This is a genomic window from Bacillus sp. FSL M8-0071 (assembly GCF_037975455.1).
GTDB classification, from domain to species: domain Bacteria; phylum Bacillota; class Bacilli; order Bacillales; family Bacillaceae; genus Bacillus; species Bacillus subtilis.
Genome location: NZ_CP150256.1, coordinates 760444 through 784418, shown reverse-complemented (window position 1 = coordinate 784418; position 23975 = coordinate 760444). Strand labels below are relative to the sequence as shown.

The window sequence follows — 23975 nt, the reverse complement described above, 5'->3', positions numbered from 1 at the left end:
TGAGTTAAATCATTGCACAATCTTCATATAAAGTGGTTAAAATACGGATTGTCTCGTTAACAGCCTGGATCACATCTATGTCACGAACTCCTTCTACACGGCACCCCATAATGCGAATCTTGGCAGATTGATCCGTTATTTTTTGATAATCGCTGTCTCTATAGCAAAATTGGGATAGGATTCTGTCGTCATCCCTTATCACAAGACTGCCTGTTGACAGGCGAATTTCATTGTCAGAATTCACCGGTAAAAATGATTCACCGGCAGAGCTGACATCCAGTCTCATCTCACCATTGATCTTATCCAAGTCAAATGCTCCCAACGGAATCAAGCTTTGCACCGCAGCCACGTTCAAAACGTCGACAATAGGATTAATTTTCGGATATTTAACTAATTGATCTTTCAGTAAAAATCGCTGAATCATATTTTGAACGGACGGAGGTGTTTTTTTCGTCTGAAGTCCGATTGATTCAAAAAAAGCATTGTATGCTTTGATTACATCCGTTTGTTTTACATCCTGCTTTGTCTTCCCCCGCCACTGTGCATGTTCTTTCTTCCAAAGCACTTTCATGACTTCTTCCGTCTCTCTTCTGAGATTGCCTACCTGAATGTCAGCAGCAAAAATAATTAGATTCGGAAAAGCGGTTCGTACATCTTCTGTTATACGAATCTGGAATACTGGCTCCTTATTCATATTGTTCGATATCCCGAACTCACAAAACGGATTTCTTCTTCTACAGACAGATCAATATCAGTTGCTGACAGCAGAAGATCCGTCTGAATGATAATGTTATAGTGATTCGGAAAATGACAAGCATCAAATCCGGCAACAACGCCAAGATACGTTTCATTGATATACACACGATCACCCTTCTGTATGACCCCGCCTGTGTCCATCTCAGCAAATCCTAAGAAACCAATCCTTCCTACTAGCTGTCCGGGTTCATATGCTTTCTGATCAGTTGTCACAATTTCATGAATCTCTTTTTCTCTGATACATCTAGTTTGAAAGTTTTCTAAAACCATGTTTCGTTTATCCTGTTTATGAAATAAAAGTTTCACAAACCGTCCGGTTACGGTCCGTTTTATAGCTGCAATCTTCATTGTTTAGCTCCCTTATAAGGTTACTCTTCCAAAGCTGTACGCTTCTTGTACAAGCCGGACAGCATCTTGACCGCTTTCTCCGAAGCAATTTCCGGCAGCGATGCTGGCTTTGAAATCTTTTAAAATTTCTTCATACTCATGATAGAGGGAGGATTTAAACACTTCAAAATCTTTCAGCATATCAATATGAATCGTTGTACCGTCTTGCAGCGTAATATCAACATCTTTTCTTTCTCCATGAGGAAATTCCCAATCAAGCTCCACTTGTGCCTGTACGCCGTCACCATTTTTCAATTGAATAACAGCTTGTACATCAATGTCATTCGCATTGTTCCAAATTTGTGCACCTGTTACATCAAGCTTGCCCAAGAAATAAGATAGCGTATCAAATACGTTCGGTCCGTTATCAGCAACACATCCACCTCCGCATTGGTCCGGTTCGAGATACCAGCTGTCACTTCCGGCGTGTTCTTTAATATTTTCTAAATAACGGGCTTTTACGCTTTTGATTTGTGATAGGTTTATTTTTTTCATCTCATTTAGAAAATTGATATTGTACCGTCTGTGGAATGCTGTAAAAAGTGTCTTCTGTACTTGTTGAGAACGTTCAGCCAGACGGTCAGCATCTTTCAGTTCAATTGTTAGCGGTTTTTCACAACAAATATGATGACCGCATTCCAATGCATAGCGGCAAATGTCATAATGCATGTGATTCGGAACATTAATGACAACACCGTCAATATCGGCCTTTTCTAAAAACGTTCGGTAATCTGTGTAGTGCTCCGCCTCAGGAAAAGGACTCATTTTTTCTTTTTGTATATCGCATACCGCTGACAGTGTAAATGAGTCTAACTGTTTAATGGCCTCTACATAATATTTTGATATGACGCCCAATCCAATGATCCCGATTTTCATAATGTTATCCCCCAATTTATTAAGAATAGACTTTTGAAGCCTGTGCATATTCTGGTATGCTGATTCCCGCCTGTTTCGATAAGTTGGTTAAAGAACCAAATATCACTTCATCCACCGTAATGTTCTCCTTCTTCCTCACCCCTTCAAGATAACCCGGATAAATGACTTGATCCGCTGTTTGTGTTGTCGGACAAGCCATTAGCGTGCTTAGCATTTGTTCCATACGGTGTTTGAATTGTGAGATTGGAACGAATGCATCTATATTAATTGTCATAAAGAAATGGCCGACATTGTAGTCATTCTCTCCAGCCCCTTTTTCCGACAATACACCGGAATGAGGACCGATATCCGCCCCCGAAAGCAGTCCGCATAAAATATCTACTAAAATCGATAAGCCGTATCCCTTGTTTCCTCCCATTTCCGGTCTCCCGCCAAGGAACTGGATAAACCCTTGTCCATTAAGGTAGTCATGCGGATTTGTTGTCGTTTGGCCTTCCTTGTTGATCAGCCATCCCTCAGGAATAGACCGCCCCTGTCTCGCTGCTTCTTTTATTTTTCCAGTAGCTGCAACAGTCGTACTCATATCTAATAAGAATGGCGGCAGTTCTTGTGAAGGTGCGCTTACACTGATGGGGTTTGTACCAAGCATATTTACCGTCCCGCCCATCGGCGGAGCCACTCCTTGTGAGCCTAAATTGGTCATAGAAAAACCTAGCATATTTTCTTGTAATGCTTTATGGCTGTAATAGCCTGCACTACCGAAGTGAGAGCTGTTTCTGACGGTTACGATCCCGACGCCGAACATTTTCGCTTTTTCAATTGCGATTTTCATCGCCGTATCACCAACGACGAGCCCAATGCCGTGCTGAGCGTCTAAAACCGAAATCGCCTGATGGTCGATGACATGCTGCACTTCGGCTTTAGGATTCATATCGCCGTTTTGAATTTTTGTTAAGTAAATTTTCTCCAAGTTTGCGATTCCGTGTGTTGAGAATCCGTTTAAATCGGCGTATGCCAGTACTTTAGCAGCAGTTTCAGCATGATCGTCTCGCAAACCGTGATGAATAAAAGTATTTTTGACAAACTCAGATAACTGATCTTCTTTAAATGTATAAAAGTTCATTTGAGCACCCGTTTCTTTGTTTTCTCATTAACATGTAAAATCAGATTTTTGATGTCCATGCTGAACTTCTCCAATTCAGCCTTTTCGATATATTCATTTTTTCCATGTGCATTATTGATTTCCAGGCTGCCTGGTCCATATACAACAGTATACATTCCGTCACCTTGCGCCCACATTGCATCACAAGTAAACGCTTTTGATTGCATATGACCGGGAAGCAGCTTCAAGCCAGATTCCTCGAGTAAAGCTCTTTTTGCTTCATTCTTATTATTTAATACTGGGAGTTCCTTCTTTACCCACGTTAAGGTACATATACTGTCTATTTCTCTCACAGTTTTTGCAGCATCAGGAACATCGGCAAATTGCAAAACAAAGGCTTTCATCGCTTCGGAATAGCTATCTTCTACAAGCTTTTCAATTAAATTGTGCTGCTCCATTGAAGAGTAGGCGAAATTCCACTTAAGAACCCCTGATCCATACACCTTGTTATGCATGCGGCCTGTATGCAAACCGGAAAGGCACATTTTTGCATCCGTATTGTTTAAGCGCTTTGATAGCGCCTTCGTCATAAACTGAGCGAGGAATCCTAAAACCAAGGTGGCATTATGACCTACAGCAGGGGCATCGTCGGTTGAATCGTTTCCATCAACAGTGATTTGTGCGGTCATTGACGTTGTAGAATGATCGAAAAATAAACGCTCCGTTGGTTCTATAAATACATTCAGCGCGCCAACGTAACCTCTTTCACAAAGAAGCTTTGTCCCATACACTCCCATTGCACCACCCTCTTCTCCGGAGACAGCCTGGATGATCACCTTCATATTTCCGGTAAGCGAGGGTGCTTCCTCAAGAGCCGCTTGCAGTCCCGCCAACAGAGCAACTGCCGGTCCCTTCATGTCAACGGCTCCCCGGCCAAAAAAGTTCTCATTTCGATAGCTTGTCATTCCGTATCCTTCAACTGTATCGATATGAAAATTGAACATAATGGTTGCTTCTCGTTCATGTGAATACCCCAGTTCCATAACCAGATTGGGCTGCGAGCTTAAAAAAGCATCGCCCATTTTTGCATACACCTCTTTTACAGCCCCCGGTATTTCAGATCTGAGAATATCTTCTTCCATCGGAGGAGCAAAATAAACCGGTTTAAACCCTAAGTGTGAAGCAGCTTCTGCATAACGTTTCAACGCGTATTCATGGTGTCCGGCAACTCCTGTTTCCATCGGAGTTGTCGTGTCGATATTCAGCAAATCCGTCAATAAATTAACATAATATTCAGTGAATAATTCAGCCATTGTGTACTCCTGTTTTCATGATCGACCTGACCAATTGTTCCGTTTCTCTTCCATATCTAATATATGAAGCAAAGTGATCGTTCTCATTCCCCGGAACTTCACCAAGATGAGGAATCAGATGAATATGCGGTTCAATCGATATGACACCTTTATAATTCAGATCTGCTAAATAAGCCAAACACTCCGCCGCTTTCGATTCACCGGCTCCTGGGAAGGTAAAATGGATGTTTTGACCATCACTCAAGCTGTCTTTCATATGAACATACTCCACATAAGGATAAACAGCCTTTAAAAAGGATAAGCTGTCATAGCCGTAAGTGATGCCGTTTCCGATATCAAACAATAGCCTTAATGCTTGGCTGTTTATGGATGTGATTAATTCAATTGTATTCTCTGCACTTTGTCCGCCCCAGCCGGCACAGTTCTCATGCAGCAAAATAATGTCTTCCTGCTCCGCTAATGTTGTCAGCTCTTTGACGCGAGCGATTACTTTTTCCTTCCATTCCTGTGGCTCTAATCCGTCATTTGGATAAGACATAATCCGAACGTAACGTGTTTTCAGACGGTGCATGCGTTCAGCTATTCTTTTTAGTTCTTCTTTTTCAGTTTCCTTATCGAATGTAATTGGCCTTTCCCAATTTCCCACTTTTGAAGAAAAAGCGGTTACTTTCATTTCATGCGACTGTATCAAAGAAACCACATCATTGAAGGCAGCCTCGTCAAGTTCAGCAATAGATAAACCTTGAATAGACCGGAGCTCAATGCTTTGCCACCCCAGCATTTGATGAGCTTTAATCTGCATATCAAGCGTTTGGGCAGCTTCATCCGCTATCCCGCTAAGACTGATGTTGCTTAGCCGCATAAAATTCATTCACCCTTTCTGTGATCTGTCGCACGTCGGTATGTCTCATCTCAGGATACAAAGGAAACGCTAAGCTCTTTCTTGCGAATTGCTCCGCATTTGGGAAATCTCCTGGCTGATGACCCAAATGCTGATAAGCTTTTTGCTCATGAATGGCAAGAGGATAAAAAACAACAGTCTCAATGCCTTTCTCTTCTAAAAATGACTGAAGCTCATCACGGTATTCAGCTTGTACAAGATATGTGTAGTATACTCGCTGATACTCCGTTTTTGGTGGCAAGGATACATAAGTTGCGGAAGGTGCCAGCTCTTTATGATACAGTTCCGCAAGTTCACCTCGTTTTTCTATGATTTGCTCCAACTGTTCCAGCCGCTGTGAAATAAAGTCGGCTACTAGTTCATCCATTCGATAGTTATAGCCTATTAAAGTGTGATAAAACCGTTTGCCTTCTTCTTGACCATGGTTTCTTAGCATTTTGCATCTTGCTGCTAATTCATCATCCTTGGTGACAATCATGCCCCCGTCACCAATCCCCCCGATCGGTTTTGCAGGGAAAAACGAGTACAGGCCGATGTCACCCAATAGCCCCGCTGATACGCCATCTATAGTTCCCCCGAGCGCGACAGCACTATCTTCGACCAAAAACAGTCCATGCTCATCTGCAATGTCTCTCAATCTTTTCATATCAGCCATGACAGAGAATAAATGTGCAGCAATGATGACGCGGGACGAAGGTGTTATTTTTCGCTTAACATCATCAGGATCAATCATTCCTGTTTCCTTATCGATATCGACAAAAATCGGGTTTCCGCCGAGAAGAGAAATACAGCTCGCTGTCGCGATAAAGGAGAATGCCGGTGTCAGGACGTCCACACCGGGTTTGACACCAAGTGCTTTCAATATGATGATCAAGGCAGAAGTGCCGTTCGATACTGCTGTTGCATAAGGAGCACCTGTATATCCTTTTATTTTTTCTTCAAGGCGAGCGACCTTTTCCTTTAAAATAAACTGATCTTTCAATCCCGCTTCGTAAACGATAGATTTTATTCTTTCTTTCTCATTTTTATATCTCAACTGATAGTTTTGATATGGCTGTATCATAAGCTGCCTCCACCCTCGTAAAAGTCTGTTATAACATCACACACATAATCAAGCTCATCTTCGGTTAAATCTGGGTATAGCGGAAGGCCTAACGCACGAGTTGACGCTCTCTCAGCATGCGGGAAGTCTCCATGTGTATAATTGAGATATTGAAAGCATGGCTGCAGATGAAGCGGATACGGATAATAAGCCTCTGTTTCTATTCCTCTTTTTTGCAAATAAGCTGCAAGTTCATTTCTGTTATCAGCTTCTATTAAATACACATAATAAACATGGACAGCACTATATGGTTTCTCCACAACTGTTGGCGTCGTCACCGTGGGATGAAGCTCTTTCAGTCTTTCATCATATCCTTCTGCCAATTTTTTTCTGCGGACAATATCTTCGTGCAAATATCTTAATTTCTCCTCTAAGACCGCTGCTTGAATATCATCCATTCTGCTGTTATAACCGATGATGTCATGATAATACTCTGTCCCCAGTTTGCCGTGATGCCTAAGTAAACGACAGGTTTTAGCGAACTCATCATCATTGGTTAAAATCATGCCCCCGTCGCCAATTCCGCCCAGCGTTTTTGTTGGGAAAAAGGATAGGACACCCGCCAGACCGTGAAGGCCGGCATGGATACCTTCAGCTTTCATACCAATCGCCTCGGCACTATCTTCCAGCAGAATCAGATTGTGTTTTTCTGCAATTTCTTTCAGCTTTTTGATATCAGCCATTTGTGTAAAAAGATGAACAACCATAATTGCTTTTGTGTTTGGAGTGATTTTTTCTTCAATTTGTTCAGGGCAAATATTGTACGTTTCAGGCTCAATGTCTGTAAACACTGGAGTGGCGCCTACATTCGCAATACTCGAAGCCGAGGCAAAAAAGGAATAGCAAGGTACAATCACCTCATCGCCAGGCTGAATGCCCGCTGCCTTTAAAATGATTTGCAGTGCGTCTGTTGCGTTATTCACTGCTACGGCATGTTTTGCGCCTGTATAATTCTGTATAGCTGCTTCAAAAGAGCGGACAGCACCTCCGTCAATAAATTTACCTTCTGAAATGACTTCGTCCAGTCTCTCTGAGATTAGGCCCCAACGCTTGTGGAAAGAAATTTTCCCAGAGAAAAATGGAATCCTCATGTCTTTCTTTACTGTCATATGACTGCTCCTTTTGTATGTAATTTTATCTCGCTTTTAGCTTTAGCTTCCTCAAGTAATTGGATGATCTTTTGATTGAAATAAATATCACTAACTGGTTTTATTTGAGAGATACCGTGAAAATATTGATAGTATTCAATAAAACATAAACTTAAAGGGTCATCATAAATTAATTCTGAATGAACCATTTCGTTAGCACTGTTATATATAGAAATGTTTGAATAGCTGTCGCTTCCATCAGGCGGAAAATGCCCTAGAAGCGTATATTGCTCGAATTGAATTTTAACGGTTCTTTGTTTAACGAATGATGTTAAATTCGATGCAATATATGTACGGCTACCATTCGTATGCTTAAGAACAGCTTCCGCTCCGCCAAGGCGCATATACCGTTGCTGGCCGATCACCATATCTTTTGTCTCCGAAGCGATGACTTCAGCATCGGCTCCTTGTAAAAAGCACGCAAGCGCCATTTGATGCGGTGCCTCAATATCAAATGCATTGCCATGTGATGAGTTTTCAAGTGTACGGCAAAATCTCGGTTTATCCTGCTGCAGATAGACAGCTTGCAGGTTCCCAAACGTTTTTTGCTCTAAAAATGTTTGAATTTTAGCGGTTAATCGGCTGGACAGCCAATTCGCGACAACGATAACATCAAGCTGATGTTCTTCTACTGATTTGATCAGCGCATCAATCTCACCAACATCATCCGTAAGCGGCTTTTCCACAATCATATGTCTAAACCCGGCCGAAGCCGCTTCCTTAATGACAGAAATATGTGCCGATGGCGGAGTGCAAATATGCAGAACAGCATCCTGACAGATTGATGGCCGAAGTCCAGCCGCCTCTTGAAGACTCCCGCAAAACGCCACATCTTCGAACGATTTGTTTTTAATATACGGATCGATTACGATGACCTGTTGATGAAACAAGTCTTCAGCTTCCTCTGATGCCGCAGCCTTCCGTAAACATCGCAAATGCAGATCTCTTCCCGATCTTCCAAATCCAATGATTATTGGCTGCAGCATGACGCATTCTCTCCTAACCTCACGTTTTGGTAGTACCCGCATTGCCGGATCAGTTCTCTCATTTTATAAAAATCTTTTTTGCCGCCGGTTTCGACACCGCTACTTACATCAATCCCATGGGGTTTAATAGTTTCCAGTGCTTCCGTTATATTGTTCGGCGTCAGCCCTCCGGCCAGTATCACACGCTGCCTGCTGGAAACATCTTTGGCCAACTCCCAATTGAAGGTTTGTCCTGTCCCTCCCTGACTTCCTTTCACATAGCTGTCCAGCAAAAATGAATGCGGTTTATAAAGGCTGAATGCGTGTAAATCCTGTTCACACCGTACTTTAATGGTTTTAATCACGGGACAAATCACCTGTTCACAATATTCAGGCGGCTCTTCACCGTGCAACTGGGCAAATGTCATTCCACAGCTGGCAGTAATTTCATTAACTATCGTTAGATTTTCATTTACAAAAACGCCAACAGCGGATACAAATGGGGGCAGCGTCTGAATGATCTCCCGCGCTTGCTGGGGCGTAACGTACCGTTTACTTTCTGCAGAGAAAACGAACCCAACAGCCTGTGCTCCAGCCGCAACAGCTTCTTCTGCTTCTAGCATCGTTTTGATGCCGCAGATTTTGACTACACTCAACAATCTCACCTCATCTATTCAAATGGACTGATTTTGTACTCTCTTTTAAATTAGATATAAATACGGATACAGCTTGAAGCCGCTCATCCTTGGGTGTTTCTTTTATCAGCCTGATCAGCGCGCTCCCTACAATGGCACCATCAGCAAATGAACTGACTTCTCTGACATGATCCGGTATTGATATGCCAAAACCAATTGCTAAAGGAAGCTTAATTTTTTCCCTGAGATGATTTATAAACTCTGGTAAAGCGATCGGTACCTTGTCTCTTTCACCTGTTACACCAAGATCGGAAATACAATAGATAAAACCTGATCCGGCTTTAGAAATAACCTCGATCCGTTCTTCCGTTGTTGTTGGAGCAATGAAGAAAATAATGTCAATATGGTGCTTGCTTGCACAATCAACCCAATATTCGGACATTTCTGGCGGCAAATCAGGGATGATCAAGGCGTTCACTCCTGCTTCTTCAGCGTCTGCGGCAAACGTTTCAAATTGATAAGCAGAGAATGAATTACAGTAGCCCATCAACGCAATAGGTATTGTATTTCCGCTGGCACGAACAGCTTTTACAGTTTCCAAACATTTTCGAAGAGTAACCCCCTGCTGAAGTGCTATCTGCGCCGCTTCCTGGATGACGGGTCCGTCCGCAAGCGGATCAGAAAATGGAACACCCAATTCAATCATATCGGCTCCAGCCCTACTGATGCACTCAATATAATCTAAGGTTTCATCTAAACGAGGATATCCAACTGGAATATATGGAATCAGCGCTTTTTGCCCTTTCCTCTCCAAATCTTGAAACATCTCTTCAACTTTATGCTGTATCATAAGGAAGCCCCCTCTTTTTGCCTTGTTTCGATAGCCGAAAGCGCCTGTTCCAAGTCTTTATCGCCTCGCCCCGAAAGATTCACCAATATGGTTTTGTCTCCCGTTAATTGTTTAGCAAGTTCCACTGCCTTGGCTACAGCATGAGAAGACTCAAGTGCAGGTATAATTCCTTCTTTTCTGGATAATAGCTGGAATGCATCCAATGCCTGCTGATCGTTAACAGACGTGTATTCCACTCTTCCCGAATCTTTTAAATAACTGTGTTCCGGACCTACTCCGGGATAATCGAGACCGGGTGCTATGCTTTTAGTTTCAAGAATTTGTCCATCGTTATCCTGCAGGACATACGTTTTCATTCCTTGAACGATTCCGCTTTTCCCGACCAGCAATGGCGATGCATGATGTCCGCTCTCAAGACCCGCTCCGCCTGCCTGAACGCCAATCAGTTTCACATCGGATTCCTCAAGAAAAGCGCTAAACATGCCAATTGCATTGCTTCCTCCGCCGACACAGGCAATGACATAATCCGGCAGCCCCCCGATCGCCTGTATCATCTGTTCTTTCGCTTCCTTTCCAATGATCGATTGAAAATGGCGGACAATGGATGGAAAAGGATGTGGTCCTACCGCTGAACCTAACAAATAATGAGTCGTATCTGCGTAAGAAACCCAATCGCGAATCGCTTCATTAATTGCGTCTTTTAACGTTTTTGTCCCGTGATGGACAAGTTTTACATCAGCTCCTAAAAGCTTCATCCGCTGGACATTCATACGCTGTCTCTCCGCATCGTATGCCCCCATATAAATAACGCAATTAAGATTGAGAAAACTACAAACTGTTGCAACAGCCACACCGTGCTGGCCTGCACCTGTTTCGGCAACAATTCTCTCTTTTCCTAATTTTTTGGCCATAAGCGCCTGTCCGAGTGCATTATTAATTTTGTGAGCTCCCGTATGAGTCAAATCTTCTCTTTTCAGGTAAATGGCAGGCCCTTCTTTGGATGCTGTACTGAGCTGCTTTAAATATGTAAGTGGGGTGGGTCTTCCCACAAACTCTCTTAGCAACGCATGATAATCGTCAATAAAAGTACTGTCAGCCATCAGCCTTTCAAAGCTTCTTTCAAATTCATTTAAATTGCTGACAAGTGTTTCAGCTACGTATGCTCCTCCATATTCACCGAATAAACCATTCACATTCGTCTCCCCCTAGCTCAAAAGTTTGTTAATTCCTTCACTTTCTCTTCTACACTGTCAGCCCTTAAAATGGTTTCTCCGACGAGCATCCCGTCAAACCCCAATTCCTGTGCTGCAAGTACATCCTGCCTTGTTAAGATACCGCTTTCACTAACAGCTAGATACTCATCAGGAATTCGTTTTTTCATTACCTTTGATTTCTCCAGATCCACTTCAAAAGTTTGCAGATCACGGTTATTTACCCCGATAATTTTAGCGCCTGCTTCAATGGACTTTGTGACTTCTTCCGGTGTAAACGTCTCTGTAAGTACATCCATATCTAAGTCGTAGGCCAATTGAATAAGCTCTGATAACAGTGTTTGATCTATCGCTCTGACAATGATTAATACAGCGTCTGCTCCGTTTGCTCTCGCTTCATAGATTTGATAGGGATCAACAATAAACTCCTTGTACATAACTGGTATTGTAATATCGGGGTCGTTAGCGACTTTTCTCAAATACTTCGCACTGCCTCCAAAAAACTTTTCATCGATGAGCACCGAAATTGCGCTTGCTCCGCTTTTATCATATGTCCGGGCTAGTTTGAGCGGATCAAAGTCCTTCCGAATCAATCCTTTTGAAGGAGATTTTCTCTTCACTTCGGCGATAAGAGAAATATTCGGTTTTTGGATCGCTTGATAAAAGTCTCTCGTTTTCCTGGCAGTCTGAATCATATTTATTAATTCCGACTCAGGCTTGCATTTTTTCTTTTCTTTCACTTCGGAATACTTGTATTCAATAATTTCGTCTAACATGTTCATGTAGCTGCTCTCCTTCTGTCAAACGCTGACTCTCATTTTTAATAAGGAAGAAATGTTCTTTCACTTTACCTGAGATTAGCAGCTCTCGTGCCAGCTCAGTACCTTGTTTTATACTGTCAGCTTTCCCACCAAGATATAGCGCGGCCCCGGCATTCATAATGCAAAAATCAGTAATGGCCGATTGCTGACAATCTAACACACTGTAAAAAGCCTGGACGCTATCTTCTAAACTATCACAGCTGACCACTTCGGCATTACTCCTGTACACATTAAAATGTTCCGGATGAATGATATATTCCTTCGTTTCTTTGTGATCTATCTCACAAATAGAAGTAGGGGCTGACACACTGATTTCATCAAATCCATCCATACTGCTGACAATTAAAGCTCTTTTCACCCCTGATTCCAGTAATAAGTCTGCGAAAAATGGGATCAGCTTTGGATCGGGCACACCTAACAGCTGTCTTTCAGGCCTTGCCGGACTGCATAAAGGCCCAATTAAATTAAAACAAGTTCGAAAAGTCAGACTCTTCCTGACGGACGCCAGTTTTTTAAGTTTCGGATGAAAGAATTGAGAAAATAAAAAGGTAAAATCAGTTGATTCTAACAGTTGCTGTGATTGTACTGCGGGCAATTCTATATTGAGTCCTAACGCTTCTAATAAATCAGCACTTCCGCATTTGCTGGTAGAAGACCTGTTTCCATTTTTGGCTACGGGTATGCCTGCGGAAGAAGAAATCAGGGAGGCTGTCGTTGATGCATTAAACGAATTGCTGCCGTCACCGCCTGTTCCGCATGTATCAAGTACTTCTTTAGTCCTTTCAAAGGGAATCATTTTGTCCCGTATCGCACGGATAAAACCAATTATCTCATCTTTTGTTTCCCCTTTGAGCGTAAGCGAGGTGAGCAGCGCTCCTATTTGCACTGTACTGTAATCGTCTTCCAATATGTGTTTCATACATTGATAGGCTTCTTCTCTGTTCAGGTGTTTCCCATTGATTATTTTCTTAATATAACGATTAAATGCTGTCACTCCAACACTCCTTTTTCCTTATATTGTTAAACAACCTCTCACTTGCGTAATTAATATATCATGGTAGTATTTACAATTATAGGTCCATTACTAAAAAAATTAACAGTACCATTTTACGTCGAAAATTATTATAAAATGGATAAAATTTCTTTCTAATAATTTATTTAAAAGAGTATTTTATACAATGAAGGAGTGCGCACTATGCTTTGGATTAAGGTAAATAAAAGCTCAAAAGTACCGCTTACAAGACAGATTTACATCCAAATCAGACAAGAAATCTTATCGGGCCGCCTAAAGGAAGGATGGAAAATCCCTTCAACAAGGGAACTTTCCAAAGAGTTAAAGATATCGAGAAATGTTGTCATTTCGGCCTATGAATTGCTATATGCCGAAGGATACATTGAAAGCCGGCAGGGGGCCGGGAGCTTTATATCCAAAGGTATTTTATTAGATTGTGCAAAACGTAAGAATATAAAAGACCAAAAAACTGCTACTCTCACTAATCCCTGTCATACTGATACAGGGGATATTGTAGATTTCAAAACGGGAATGCCCGACCTGCAATTATTTCCGAGAATTCAATGGCAAAAGGTGTACAGTGAAACAATGAAAAACAGTCCAAAGCAGTTATTCGGGTATGGCAAACCTGAGGGACTGTATGAATTGAGAAAGGCTTTAGCCGATTATCTCTATTTAAAACGAGGAATTTGCTGCTCCAGTGAAAACATCATTATTACAAATGGGGCCGCACAAGGACTTTCTATTTTGTCTCATGCCTTGGTTCATCCTGGTGATTCAATTTGCTTAGAAGATCCTTGTTCAATTGATATTTACCGAATATTCAACCAAAAGAACTGCTCTATGCATTCTCTTGAAGTAGACCAGCTGGGTGCAGTCACCAAACATCTGAAATTCAAAGAAGCCCCAAAGCTGATCTATGTGACGCCATCCCACCAATTTCCACTTGGCGGAACACTGCCGATTCAAAGAAGAATTGAATTAATTCAATACGCGAGGCACCATAACACTTATATTGTAGAAGATGATTATGACAGTGAATTTCGCTATACTAGCCCCGTTATCAGTTCGCTCTATGAACTTGATCCTGACCGTGTGATTTATATTGGCACATTCAGTAAAACATTGTCGCCCGCTCTTCGCATCGGCTATTTGATTTTGCCCGATGAACTGATTGAACAATGCAGAAAAGAAAAATGGTACAGCGACCTGCATTCTTCCCTTTTCGAGCAGAAAGCACTTGCTGAATTTATTTCACAGGGCCACCTTGACCGTCAGATCAGAAAAGCCAATAAGATATATAAGCAAAAAAATAACCTGTTAACAAAAATGCTGAAGAGAGAATTTTCATCCATTTGCATTATGGGGGAAAGCACAGGTCTTCATTTAGCGGTCGACTTTCAGTATGATCATCCGAGTGACAAGTTTCAGCAGGCACTAAAAAAGGAACGGGTTCATATCTATCCGGCAAATGATTATACTAGACGATCTCATAGCCATAATTCAAAATGGTTGCTTGGCTTCGGCCATCTGAGCCTTGAGGAAATTGAAAAGGGTGTAAGAAGAATTAAGCGAGGACTAGACTCAATCATTGTTTAACTGTTACCTGATCACTTGCATTCATAAAGCGCCTATCCAAAGACAGGCGCTTTTTCATTAATCATCACTGCTCAAAATGCCGAAGAAGCGGAGCAGGTTGATGAATAAGTTGATAAAGTCAAGGTACAGCGATAACGCCATAACGGGAATCAAGTCTTCCGTAATGTGGCGGTGTTTGATTTGGTTCAAATCATACAAAATGTAAAGGGAAAAGACGATGGTTCCGATCACGGAATACGCCATCATCGCCGCTGAGTTTAACGGGCTGAAAATGTTGAAAATCCCTACCACTGCGAGTGCGAGCACCGCAACCAGCAGAAACGACCACAGGAAGGATAAATCCTTCTTCATTTTTGCGCCGATTGTGCCCAAGACGGCAAAAATGACAAATGTAGAGCCAAAGGCTTCGAGCACGACATAGGCGCCGGCGATGGAAGCGTAATGGCTGACGATCGGAAATAAGGTAATGCCGGAAACGAACGCGAATGTATATACAAACGCATACCCGACCGCTTTTCTTCTGCGCATCCAGAAGGCCAGAATAATCATCGCCACTTCAAGAATAGAAAGCGGCAGCATCAAAGCGACAGGAACAAATTGGCCGATAAAAAGGCCGACAGTCGCGATCAGCAAAGTAAAGACAAAGACTGTCAAAATGCGTTGCATGATCGATTGCTTACTCTCGTGAACCGTAGCTTGCATGTCAAAAATCCTCCTAAAAAATGATCTTAAAGGTCTATTATATAAAAATTGGATGAAATATGTATATGTTTTAAGGAGAATTTAATGAAAACAAACGCCCTTTACATTATCATTTTGATTCTTTCCTTTTCAGCGAAAAACGGTGCTTTTCTATTTTCTCAATTTGGGTAATCTGAGAATCATGAACCGTAATTTGAACGGTGCCGAAATCGAGTGTTTCCAGCGAGCTGATGATTTTTTCAATCACTTCCGGATCAATCGTTGATTTTGAAACCAAAAGACCTTCCCCCCTGTCGAATAGGTTTAATTCACAGTATTCTTATAAGAATTATAATATTATGTTTTTTTTGATAAATCAATGGTGATTTCTGTTCAAATCAAAAAGGCATATGATCACCCGGTGACGGACAATCATATGCCTGGAAACTTCCTATTTGTTTTCTTCCAATTCCTCAACAATACAGCGGACACCCATATTTTCTAATGCCTGCTTCAGCGTGCCGTACGTTTCATATTCACTAAAATCAAGCCCCAATTGAATCGATGTTTGGGCCACATCCGGGCGAATCCCTGAAAATACGGCTTTGACGCCTAATAAGAAAAGCGTTTTAGACAGGTTGTACAATTGCTGAGCCACCATGGTATCCACAATCGGAACACCCGAAAGATCAACGACGAGGCTTGTGATTTTTCTCTCGACACAGCGGACCGGCACTGTTTCTAAAATGACCTGTGCCCGTTTTGTATCAATGGAGCCGATAAGCGGCAATATCCCGATTCCATCGGCAATGGAAATGACCGGGCAGCCAAGCTCTGAGATCAGTTCCTGCTGAGATGTGAGCCTCATCAGCATGAATTTTTGGTACTGCTCAGAGAATTCAATAATCAGCTTATCGAACGACTGATTCACAATGCGGTTCCATCGGTCTGCATCCTCATTTGTCACGATCTCCTGATTCTCTTTTATAAATGTGGCGACTGCGTCCCAGAATGAGATTCTAGAGTTGGATATGGCTTCTACGACCTCATGAACTTGAACATCCTGCTCTACCCTGTTTTTCGCAACGTTTTCCGCCCATTTTGTCATGTTGTCTTGAAAATCGGTTTGATCCTCCAGAAATGCGCTTGCGATTGTTATATTGGTAAATGTATGCTGCTCGGTTAAAAGTGTTTTCGTTTCTTCACTTAAATGGCTGGCGGAATATAGCTCGCCTTTTAGCTGGCAACGCAAACTGAACCATTTCTCAGTAATATCCGCAGTGTTGTCTATGATATATTGATATAATAATTGATCGATATTCACGGTCTGTCTCCTTTTTCGTAATAGAAGCACTTTCATTATAAAATGATAAATCGGAATTGTGAATAAGACTAGAGAAAAATCAAATGATTCTGCTCTTTGAGAGCATTCCAGCTTCATATCCTTAGGCGAATGCACCAATAAGAGTCCGCCCGCATAAACTGCAGTGTACAGTTTACAATGAGAAAGGACGTTATCACATGTATTATGTTGATCCTTATATGTTTGCGGGGCATTTTTATGAGCCTTGGCCTGCTTTTGAATATGAATACCGATATCCATGGCCTGGCATTGGCAGCGGTGCTGTTCCGGGCTCTGGCGGCGGCTCCGGCCCTGGTATTGGCGGTGGCGCTGTTCCAGGTTTTGGCGGCGGCTCCGGCCCTGGTATTGGCGGTGGCGCTGTTCCAGGTTTTGGCGGCGGCTCCGGCCCTGGTATTGGCAGCGGTGCCAGCCCAGGCTTCGGCGGTGCGCCCCAGGGACCTCCTCCTTCCCAAATACCAGCGAAACCCCCAAAACCGCAGGGTTCTCAAGGAGCCGTTTTGTTAGTTGAACCAATCACCATTCGGCCTTGCCTTTTCCGATTTACCTATGTTTGGTTAACCAATGGCCGCTCATTTTGGTTCTACCCAATTATCCTTGGCAGAAGATCCGTCGGCGGCTTTTATTGGGATTCCTCACGGCGCCGCTGGGTTTATTTCGCCTTAGACACAAATCACATCGATGTTGTAAGCTGCTCATTTTAATAATCAGCCGGTTTCCCGGCTGATTTTTTTATGTTACTTCGGCCGTAAACAGGTTATAGTATTATTATCTTTTCAACTTGGAGGTTTCCCTATGATCAAACAAATTGGCACTGTTGCTGTATATGTCGAGGACCAGCAGAAAGCGAAGCAATTTTGGACAGAGAAGGTAGGCTTTGATATTGCAGCGGACCACCCAATGGGACCTGAAGCAAGCTGGCTGGAGGTTGCGCCAAAAGGGGCCGAGACTCGTTTAGTCATTTACCCGAAAGCCATGATGAAAGGCTCAGAGCAAATGAAGGCTTCTATTGTGTTTGAATGCGAAGACATCTTTGGTACATACGAGAAAATGAAGACAAACGGTGTAGAATTTCTCGGTGAGCCCAATCAAATGGAGTGGGGCACCTTCGTTCAATTTAAGGACGAAGACGGAAATGTGTTTTTATTAAAAGAATAAACTGTTGCGCACGGCGGTTCGATTCCGCCCTGCGCTTTCTTTGACAATGAGAATGAATTTCATTTACAATTATTCATATGTGAGAATGATTGGAGTGAGACGAATGTTTGTTCAGTTGAGAAAAATGACGGTAAAAGAAGGCTTTGCAGATAAAGTCATAGAACGTTTCAGCGCTGAAGGAATCATTGAAAAACAAGAAGGTTTAATTGATGTGACAGTGCTTGAGAAAAACGTACGCCGCGGTGATGAGGAAGTTGTTGTCATGATTCGCTGGGAATCAGAGGATCGCTGGAAGCAATGGGAAAAAAGCGATGCGCATATCGCCGGCCACAAAGCAAACAAAGGCAAACCAAAGCCTGACTATCTGATCAGCACTGAAGTGAGCATGTACCATGTACGTGCTGTCAAACAAGGGACATACAATCAATAAAAAGCTTGCGCCTGCAAGCTTTTTTCTAAGAGTCATGTTGATCTGCTTTGTTCGTATGTTACGGTATACAGCGGCTTATTTTTATGCCATTCTGCAAATAACACGTCCTCCGTCTTATCAATGTTCTTCTTTTTCAATTCTTGCTTCAGCCACTGTTCATCCACACCTGCTTCCTTCAGATTATCCCGGACAATCTCTCCATCTATGATTAAAGTGATCGGCAGGGAAACAGACTTCGAAGGAATCTGCAAATCCTTATTGGTCGGTTTGTCAAAGTCGGATTTTGGAAGCACACTGACCATCCCGTTTGTTTCCAAAATCGCATATTCTACTTCTTGAATCGAAAAGCTCCCCGCTTGCCTCAAAAGGCTTTGCAGCTGGTTAATGTCCATCTTATTTTTCTTCAATACTTTATATTGAAGCTCCCCTTTGCGGATGACGATATTCGGCTCGCCCTCCAAGAACTTTCGCGATGATTTCATTTTTTGCGTGATAAATTCAATAATATAAATCAGCACGCCCCACAATAGCGAAGCAAAAATAATTTCTTTGATTTTGATTTCATGATCGTAGACGGCATTTCCGACCAATTCACCTAAAATTAAAGCAGAAATAAAGTCAAACGGCGTAATTTGAGAAAATTGGGTTTTCCCGAGAAGCTTTAAGATGATAAATAAAATGCCTAAACCGCAGACCAGTTCTACCGCAACACTTAAATAATTTCCCATATTGATAGCACCTACTTCTTGATTATACTATCAGTATGGTCAATGCTTTCCTTTCTAAACCGGAAAGAGCTAATCGGCAAGCTCAGCTTTGCATGATGCATTGGAGCATGTCATTGAAAAGCTGCTCTGCATCACTGCGGTCAATCTGGACAAGCGGGTCATTGAGGAAGGCTTGAAACGCGAGGCCAACATCCTTTGTTAAACCTGCGTCCGCCACTGCCTCCTGATTGGATATATGCCTAGCCGCCAGCATTTCCACACCTTTCGGAAGCGCTCCGGACAAAATCGGCTGGACACGGTTCCTTGTGATGAATGCGTTTGTTTCGACAATGGCTTGTATAGGAAGGTTTGAGACCTGGCCTTGATTCGGCATATTTACATTTGTGACGAGTTCACCCAATCCGAGAAGAGCCGCTATGATGTTCACGCCTTCTTCTCCCGAAGCTTTCTCAGCAACGCCCCGTTGTTGCACGATCAACCGTTCTGTTTCTTGTCGTTTCTCAGCTCTGTCTTGTTTTCTGAATGATATAGGTGTGAGATGAAATTTCCATACTTCAGGCTGTTTGAGGTATGGGCCGGGAAGAAACTCTGCCAGATGCCTGTCACCCGCAGCAGGGATGGCGCCATACGTTTCAAATAAATCAAACGCAACACGGTGTGCCGAACAAAAGACGCTGTCCCTCCAGCATTCCCCCTCCAGCTCATATCCTGATTCCCCATAGTGCGCGCTGAATTCACGGAATATAGGCAGCAGGTCAATATGGCGGTAAGAGGCTTTTGTGATCCATGTAAAATGGTTAATGCCGAGCACATTAACGCGGATATCCTCACGCCGCGGCACCTCAATCCCCAGCCTTTCCGTGACCATTTCCGCCAATAACTTTTGCGTCCCGAATACCTCGTGGCAGCAGCCAATCGCTTTGATGCCGGGAAACACTTTATACAGCACTCTTGTACAGACAGACATCGGGTTTGTATAATTAATGACCCATGATTCAGGTGCGTAGTCTCTTATTGCCCGGGCAATTTCCGCAAATATCGGCACAGCACGCAAGCCCCTGATGATCCCTCCAGGCCCGACAGTATCACCTACAGACTGATAAATACCGCAGCGCTCAGGCAAGTGCACATCGACTTCCATATCATCCAGTGATCCCGGCAAAATGGAAATAATGACGATATCCGCAGCTGATAACGCCTTTTTCAAAGTAGAAACAGCCTCATATCTCCATCTGCCGTTCCCGCTGTGATTGCCGATCACTTCATTTTTCTGAGCGGCTTCAAAATCAAGATCATAGAGCGCCACCGTGCCTGACATCCGTTCATCAATCGACAAATCACTCATCAGGCTTCTGGCCCAGCCTTGGGACCCCCCGCCGATATAGGCAATCTTAATCTGATCTAATGTACTGATATGAAACACTCCCTTTCTCAGCCTTTCACCGAACCGATCAGCATTCCTTTTGCAAAGTGTTTTTGTAAAAATGGATAGACCGCCAAAATCGGCAGCGTCGCAATGACAATGACAGCGAGTTTAATTCCCTGCTCCGGCGGAACGGCATTTTGCATCGTATCGCCATTGGTCGCCGTTAAATCCGATAAAATCGTGACTTGGCGAAGCACCATTTGCAGCGGCCATTTTGCACTGTCATTGATATATAAGAGAGCGTGGAAGAAATCATTCCAAATCCCGACCGCATAAAACAGCGCAAAGGTCGCAATAACCGGCTTTGACAGTGGCAGGGCGATCCGCCAGAAGACGCCGATTTCGGAACAGCCGTCTATTTTTGCTGATTCCTCCAGCTCGCGCGGCAACTGCTGAAAGAAGTTTTTGATAATAATAAGGTTGAACGGATTAATCGCCATCGGCAGAATCAATGCCCAATACGTATCCAAAAGGCCAAGTGATTTTACGACAAGGTACGTCGGAATCATGCCGCCTGAAAACAGCATGGAGAAAATCACCAGATTCAACAGCAGATTCCGTCCCTTCACATGCCGCTTCGCCAGCGGATACGCCATCGTGAAGGTGAAAAACAGCTGTACAGCCGTCCCGACCACGGTGATGAGGATGGACACACCCATGCTTCGAAGGAACGTCGGTGTCGAAAACACATACTTGTAAGCATCAAGTGTAAAGGTTTTCGGGAAAATAAAGAAGCTCCGCTGGGCGAGTTCCGCTTCTGTCGCAAAGGAACCAGCGATAATATATAAAAACGGCAAAATGGTAATCGCGCCGACACCACCGAGAAACAGAATGTTGCAGACGTCAAACACCCGTCCGGCTTTGGTGTTGTGCATCGTGTGAATTTCAGCCATACCTCTCCCTCCTCTAAAACAATCCTTCCTGATCAAACTTTTTCGCAATGTAATTGGCGCCAAAAATCAAGATAATCCCGACAACTGATTTAAACAAACCGACCGCCGTGCTGTAGCTATACGCCCCTTGGGTAATCCCCATCATGTACACATACGTGTCGAAGATGTCAGCCACACTGCGGTTGAGTGAGTTCGTCATCAAATACACCTGTTCAAAGCCAAGATTCAAAAAGCTGCCGATTCTTAAAATCAACAAAACGATAATAGTGCTTCTAATCGCCGGCAGCGTAATATGCCACATTCTCCTGAACCGCCCCGCTCCGTCCATGATGGCCGCTTCATACTGCTCTTGATCAACCGTAGCGAGCGCTGCCAAAAATAGAATCGTTCCCCAGCCTGTCTCCTTCCAAATGCTTTGCATCACAATCATCGGCCGGAACCAGTCTGCATCCGACAAGAAAGAAATCTGCTCACCTGTCAGGCTCATGATCATTTTGTTGATCACACCTGTATCGACAGTAAAGAAAACGAAGGTGATGCTGACCACAATTGTCCATGATACGAAATGGGGTACGTAAATGAAGGTTTGGATACATCTTTTATACGCGGCCTTTCTTACCTCATTCAAAAGCAGGGCCAAAATGAGAGGCGCGGGAAAGGCAAACAAAAGATCCAGACTCGCCAGCATGAGGGTGTTGCGCAGCAGCCGGAAAAAATCCGGATTCATAAAAAAGTCTTTGAAATAATCAAAGCCGACCCATTCGCTTTTCCAGAAGCCGAGATATGGCGAATAGTCTTTAAAAGCGATCAGCACACCCCACATCGGCAAGTATTTGAAAATCAAGAAATAAAGCAGACCGGGAATAAGAAGAAGATAAAGCCATTTGTCCCGTTTGAGCGCAGCCATCCAGCTGATGCCTTTTCCAGCGGTGAGAACAGGTGAATTTCCCTTCTTCGGCACTGTTTCCATATCTGTTCTCCTTTCATGTTACCGGGGCGCCCGCCGAACGGCAGGCGCATCGGTTTATTTTGACGATTGGTACAATTTGTTCAAGTCCTTCATCAGGTCATTGCCGCCGCTTTTTTTCCAAAGCTCCACTGCATCAGCGAACCCTTTTTCATCAATTTCTCCAATGATAAATTGTGTTCTCGCGTCGAGGATGATGTTGTCAAGCTGGGCTCCTTTTTGGGTATAGACATCAGATACAAGCGACTCAGCCGGGTTAAAGACGGCTATTTTTTCTCCTTCGGTTATGATGTCCTTGCGATGCTGGAAGAGCTTGGTTTTCTGGTCTTCGATGTAATACTCGCTTTTCGGAATCGACATGCTGAACTGTGCCAAGCCTTCATGCTCATACAGGAGAGATTTATTATTTTTTTCAAGTGAGGTGAATACGCCGTCCTTGAGCTCGTAATTGCGGCCCTTCACTCCGTTGTTCGTGAGAATCTGCGCCTCCTTATCATTCATCTTATCGAGGAAGGACAGCACCTCTTTCAGCTCTTTTTCGGTTTTGACACTTGATTTTGGTATCGCGATCATGCCTGAATAACCAGATGTCGGGAAGGTGCGCTTGCCATTCGGTCCCTCAAGCGAGCCGACGATATCAATGATATCCTTGTTCGACTCATCCGCCTCCTCCATCGCGCTTTGGATTTGAGACGCTCTTGAGCCTGTATCAACGATGACACCCGCTTTTCCTTTTACAACCGGATCATTCCACTTCGCAGAATCCATGACAGCAAAGTCCTTATTGATCAATCCCTCATCATAGAGCTTTTTAAAAAACGTGAGCGCATCCATGTATTCCTTCGTTGTAAAATCCGGAATCAGCTTTCCGTTTTCAACACCGTAGCGGTTCGGAGCGCCGAACCAGATTTGCAGAACATCCCATGGGCTTCCGTTGCCGAGTCCCATCCATTTCGGCACGACCATGCCGTACGTATCATCCTTGCCGTTTCCGTCAGGATCTTTTTCCTTAAAGGCTTTCAGCACTTCATAGAAATCATCAAGCGTTTCCGGCATATCCAGACCGACATTTTTCAGCCAGTCGGTTCTGATGATCATACACGCCCTAATCAGATCCCTCGTTCTGTAGATTCCGTACACCTCGCCGTTCACCGAGCTGTTCTTCAAAATCTTTTCATCTGCCTGGCTTAAATTCTTGTAGTCTTTTAAATAAGGAGACAGCTCCCAAAACGCCCCTGCTTTGACAGACTTGATAAAGCCGGCTGACTTATCTTTAATGACAATCGCGTGAGGCATCTCTCCTGAAGCCATGACGATGTTGAATTTGTCGTTGTAGGATGAATCAGGCACCCATGTGACCTTAATCTCTTTGCCTGTGTATTTTTCGAGCGCTTTTAATGAAGGACTCTTATCACTCGGGCTTTCCGGCGATAAGAGCGGCGCCATAATTTTGATCGTATCTTTCGAATCGCTTGCTGAATTGGATGTTTCCGAATGGCTGCATCCGGCGATCATCATGGCAGCAAGCGGCAAGGCCATCCATTTTTTTCGCATTCTTATTTTCATGATGCGTAAGTCCCCCTTTTTTCAATTTGCATTTCCCCTTTGCCCCTCTCAATATAAAGCGCTTACATAAATTCTTGCAATCTTCATT

Annotated in this window: 26 protein-coding genes; 4 read left to right on the top strand and 22 right to left on the bottom strand. The window is 43.4% G+C overall.

Translation table 11 applies throughout. The features are described from left to right. Positions 1-4: 4 nt before the first annotated feature. From MKX71_RS04000 to trpD, 14 genes are read right to left on the bottom strand one after another with little or no spacing between them, the layout of a single operon-like run. On the bottom strand, positions 5-694 hold the full coding sequence (locus MKX71_RS04000; RefSeq protein ID WP_029726656.1) for a phenylalanine--tRNA ligase beta subunit-related protein: 690 nt from the start codon (positions 692-694) through the stop codon (positions 5-7). Next, complete coding sequence (locus tag MKX71_RS03995; protein WP_029726655.1) at positions 691-1104, bottom strand: hypothetical protein; 414 nt, start codon at positions 1102-1104, stop codon at positions 691-693. The genes MKX71_RS04000 and MKX71_RS03995 overlap by 4 nt, the downstream gene beginning before the upstream one ends. 12 nt (positions 1105-1116) lie before the next feature. After that, positions 1117-2019: a Gfo/Idh/MocA family oxidoreductase gene (locus MKX71_RS03990; protein WP_029726654.1), complete on the bottom strand. Its 903-nt coding sequence runs from the start codon at positions 2017-2019 to the stop codon at positions 1117-1119. A gap of 19 nt (positions 2020-2038) precedes the next feature. Further along, positions 2039-3142, bottom strand: coding sequence for an Ldh family oxidoreductase (locus MKX71_RS03985; protein ID WP_029726653.1), 1104 nt, complete (start codon positions 3140-3142; stop codon positions 2039-2041). Beyond that, positions 3139-4434 carry a M20/M25/M40 family metallo-hydrolase gene (locus tag MKX71_RS03980; protein ID WP_144483517.1) on the bottom strand — a complete coding sequence of 432 codons (1296 nt, stop codon included), beginning with the start codon at positions 4432-4434 and terminating at the stop codon, positions 3139-3141. Before MKX71_RS03980 ends, MKX71_RS03985 begins: the two co-directional genes overlap by 4 nt. Continuing rightward, positions 4427-5296 (bottom strand): sugar phosphate isomerase/epimerase family protein, encoded by an 870-nt coding sequence (locus MKX71_RS03975; RefSeq protein WP_032678961.1) that lies wholly within the window; start codon positions 5294-5296, stop codon positions 4427-4429. Before MKX71_RS03975 ends, MKX71_RS03980 begins: the two co-directional genes overlap by 8 nt. Next, positions 5271-6398 carry a DegT/DnrJ/EryC1/StrS family aminotransferase gene (locus MKX71_RS03970; protein ID WP_029726650.1) on the bottom strand — a complete coding sequence of 376 codons (1128 nt, stop codon included), beginning with the start codon at positions 6396-6398 and terminating at the stop codon, positions 5271-5273. Before MKX71_RS03970 ends, MKX71_RS03975 begins: the two co-directional genes overlap by 26 nt. Further along, on the bottom strand, positions 6395-7546 hold the full coding sequence (locus MKX71_RS03965; protein WP_250620095.1) for a DegT/DnrJ/EryC1/StrS family aminotransferase: 1152 nt from the start codon (positions 7544-7546) through the stop codon (positions 6395-6397). The genes MKX71_RS03970 and MKX71_RS03965 overlap by 4 nt, the downstream gene beginning before the upstream one ends. Next, positions 7543-8571, bottom strand: a complete 1029-nt coding sequence (locus tag MKX71_RS03960; protein ID WP_029726648.1) for a Gfo/Idh/MocA family oxidoreductase — start codon at positions 8569-8571, stop codon at positions 7543-7545. Before MKX71_RS03960 ends, MKX71_RS03965 begins: the two co-directional genes overlap by 4 nt. Further along, complete coding sequence (locus MKX71_RS03955; RefSeq protein ID WP_128471733.1) at positions 8556-9206, bottom strand: phosphoribosylanthranilate isomerase; 651 nt, start codon at positions 9204-9206, stop codon at positions 8556-8558. Before MKX71_RS03955 ends, MKX71_RS03960 begins: the two co-directional genes overlap by 16 nt. A 10-nt stretch (positions 9207-9216) precedes the next feature. Beyond that, the gene (gene trpA, locus MKX71_RS03950) at positions 9217-10035 is read right to left on the bottom strand and encodes a tryptophan synthase subunit alpha (protein ID WP_029726646.1); all 819 of its coding nucleotides are present in this window, start codon (positions 10033-10035) and stop codon (positions 9217-9219) included. Next, entirely contained in the window at positions 10032-11228 is a 1197-nt protein-coding gene (gene trpB / locus MKX71_RS03945) for a tryptophan synthase subunit beta (RefSeq protein WP_029726645.1), read from the bottom strand. The genes trpA and trpB overlap by 4 nt, the downstream gene beginning before the upstream one ends. Before the next feature lie 17 nt (positions 11229-11245). After that, on the bottom strand, positions 11246-12028 hold the full coding sequence (gene trpC, locus MKX71_RS03940; RefSeq protein ID WP_029726644.1) for an indole-3-glycerol phosphate synthase TrpC: 783 nt from the start codon (positions 12026-12028) through the stop codon (positions 11246-11248). After that, positions 12003-13061 (bottom strand): anthranilate phosphoribosyltransferase, encoded by a 1059-nt coding sequence (trpD, locus tag MKX71_RS03935; protein ID WP_029726643.1) that lies wholly within the window; start codon positions 13059-13061, stop codon positions 12003-12005. Before trpD ends, trpC begins: the two co-directional genes overlap by 26 nt. Positions 13062-13262: 201 nt before the next feature. Between trpD and MKX71_RS03930 the strand changes: the two genes are divergently transcribed. Next, positions 13263-14678 (top strand): PLP-dependent aminotransferase family protein, encoded by a 1416-nt coding sequence (locus MKX71_RS03930; RefSeq protein ID WP_029726642.1) that lies wholly within the window; start codon positions 13263-13265, stop codon positions 14676-14678. Positions 14679-14735: 57 nt separating this feature from the next. On the opposite strand, the gene MKX71_RS03925 is transcribed toward MKX71_RS03930, so the two are convergent. The 3 genes from MKX71_RS03925 to MKX71_RS03915 all read right to left on the bottom strand — a co-directional run bounded on the left by MKX71_RS03925 (position 14736) and on the right by MKX71_RS03915 (position 16683). Then, entirely contained in the window at positions 14736-15380 is a 645-nt protein-coding gene (locus MKX71_RS03925) for a Bax inhibitor-1 family protein (protein ID WP_003244397.1), read from the bottom strand. A gap of 109 nt (positions 15381-15489) precedes the next feature. Continuing rightward, positions 15490-15657: a YezD family protein gene (locus MKX71_RS03920; protein WP_003244522.1), complete on the bottom strand. Its 168-nt coding sequence runs from the start codon at positions 15655-15657 to the stop codon at positions 15490-15492. Positions 15658-15810: 153 nt separating this feature from the next. Continuing rightward, on the bottom strand, positions 15811-16683 hold the full coding sequence (locus tag MKX71_RS03915; protein ID WP_116316367.1) for an STAS domain-containing protein: 873 nt from the start codon (positions 16681-16683) through the stop codon (positions 15811-15813). Positions 16684-16880: 197 nt separating this feature from the next. Between MKX71_RS03915 and MKX71_RS03910 the strand changes: the two genes are divergently transcribed. The 3 genes from MKX71_RS03910 (at position 16881) to hmoA (ending at position 18307) form a co-directional block, all read left to right on the top strand. Next, positions 16881-17423 carry a hypothetical protein gene (locus tag MKX71_RS03910; protein ID WP_064671886.1) on the top strand — a complete coding sequence of 181 codons (543 nt, stop codon included), beginning with the start codon at positions 16881-16883 and terminating at the stop codon, positions 17421-17423. Between the two features lie 91 nt (positions 17424-17514). Then, on the top strand, positions 17515-17877 hold the full coding sequence (locus MKX71_RS03905; RefSeq protein ID WP_003233803.1) for a VOC family protein: 363 nt from the start codon (positions 17515-17517) through the stop codon (positions 17875-17877). A gap of 103 nt (positions 17878-17980) precedes the next feature. After that, positions 17981-18307, top strand: a complete 327-nt coding sequence (hmoA, locus tag MKX71_RS03900) for a heme-degrading oxygenase HmoA (RefSeq protein WP_014479126.1) — start codon at positions 17981-17983, stop codon at positions 18305-18307. A gap of 32 nt (positions 18308-18339) precedes the next feature. Here hmoA and MKX71_RS03895 read toward each other — a convergent pair whose 3' ends face one another. The 5 genes from MKX71_RS03895 to MKX71_RS03875 form a co-directional block, all read right to left on the bottom strand. After that, positions 18340-19035, bottom strand: coding sequence for a DUF421 domain-containing protein (locus MKX71_RS03895; RefSeq protein WP_014479125.1), 696 nt, complete (start codon positions 19033-19035; stop codon positions 18340-18342). An 82-nt stretch (positions 19036-19117) separates the two neighbouring features. After that, on the bottom strand, positions 19118-20458 hold the full coding sequence (lplD, locus tag MKX71_RS03890) for an alpha-galacturonidase LplD (protein ID WP_220396554.1): 1341 nt from the start codon (positions 20456-20458) through the stop codon (positions 19118-19120). A gap of 8 nt (positions 20459-20466) precedes the next feature. Next, positions 20467-21354, bottom strand: a complete 888-nt coding sequence (locus MKX71_RS03885) for a carbohydrate ABC transporter permease (RefSeq protein ID WP_003233807.1) — start codon at positions 21352-21354, stop codon at positions 20467-20469. 13 nt (positions 21355-21367) lie between these two features. Next, on the bottom strand, positions 21368-22324 hold the full coding sequence (locus MKX71_RS03880) for a sugar ABC transporter permease (protein ID WP_069322444.1): 957 nt from the start codon (positions 22322-22324) through the stop codon (positions 21368-21370). 54 nt (positions 22325-22378) lie between these two features. Continuing rightward, positions 22379-23887 (bottom strand): extracellular solute-binding protein, encoded by a 1509-nt coding sequence (locus tag MKX71_RS03875; RefSeq protein ID WP_167407960.1) that lies wholly within the window; start codon positions 23885-23887, stop codon positions 22379-22381. Positions 23888-23975: the final 88 nt, after the last annotated feature.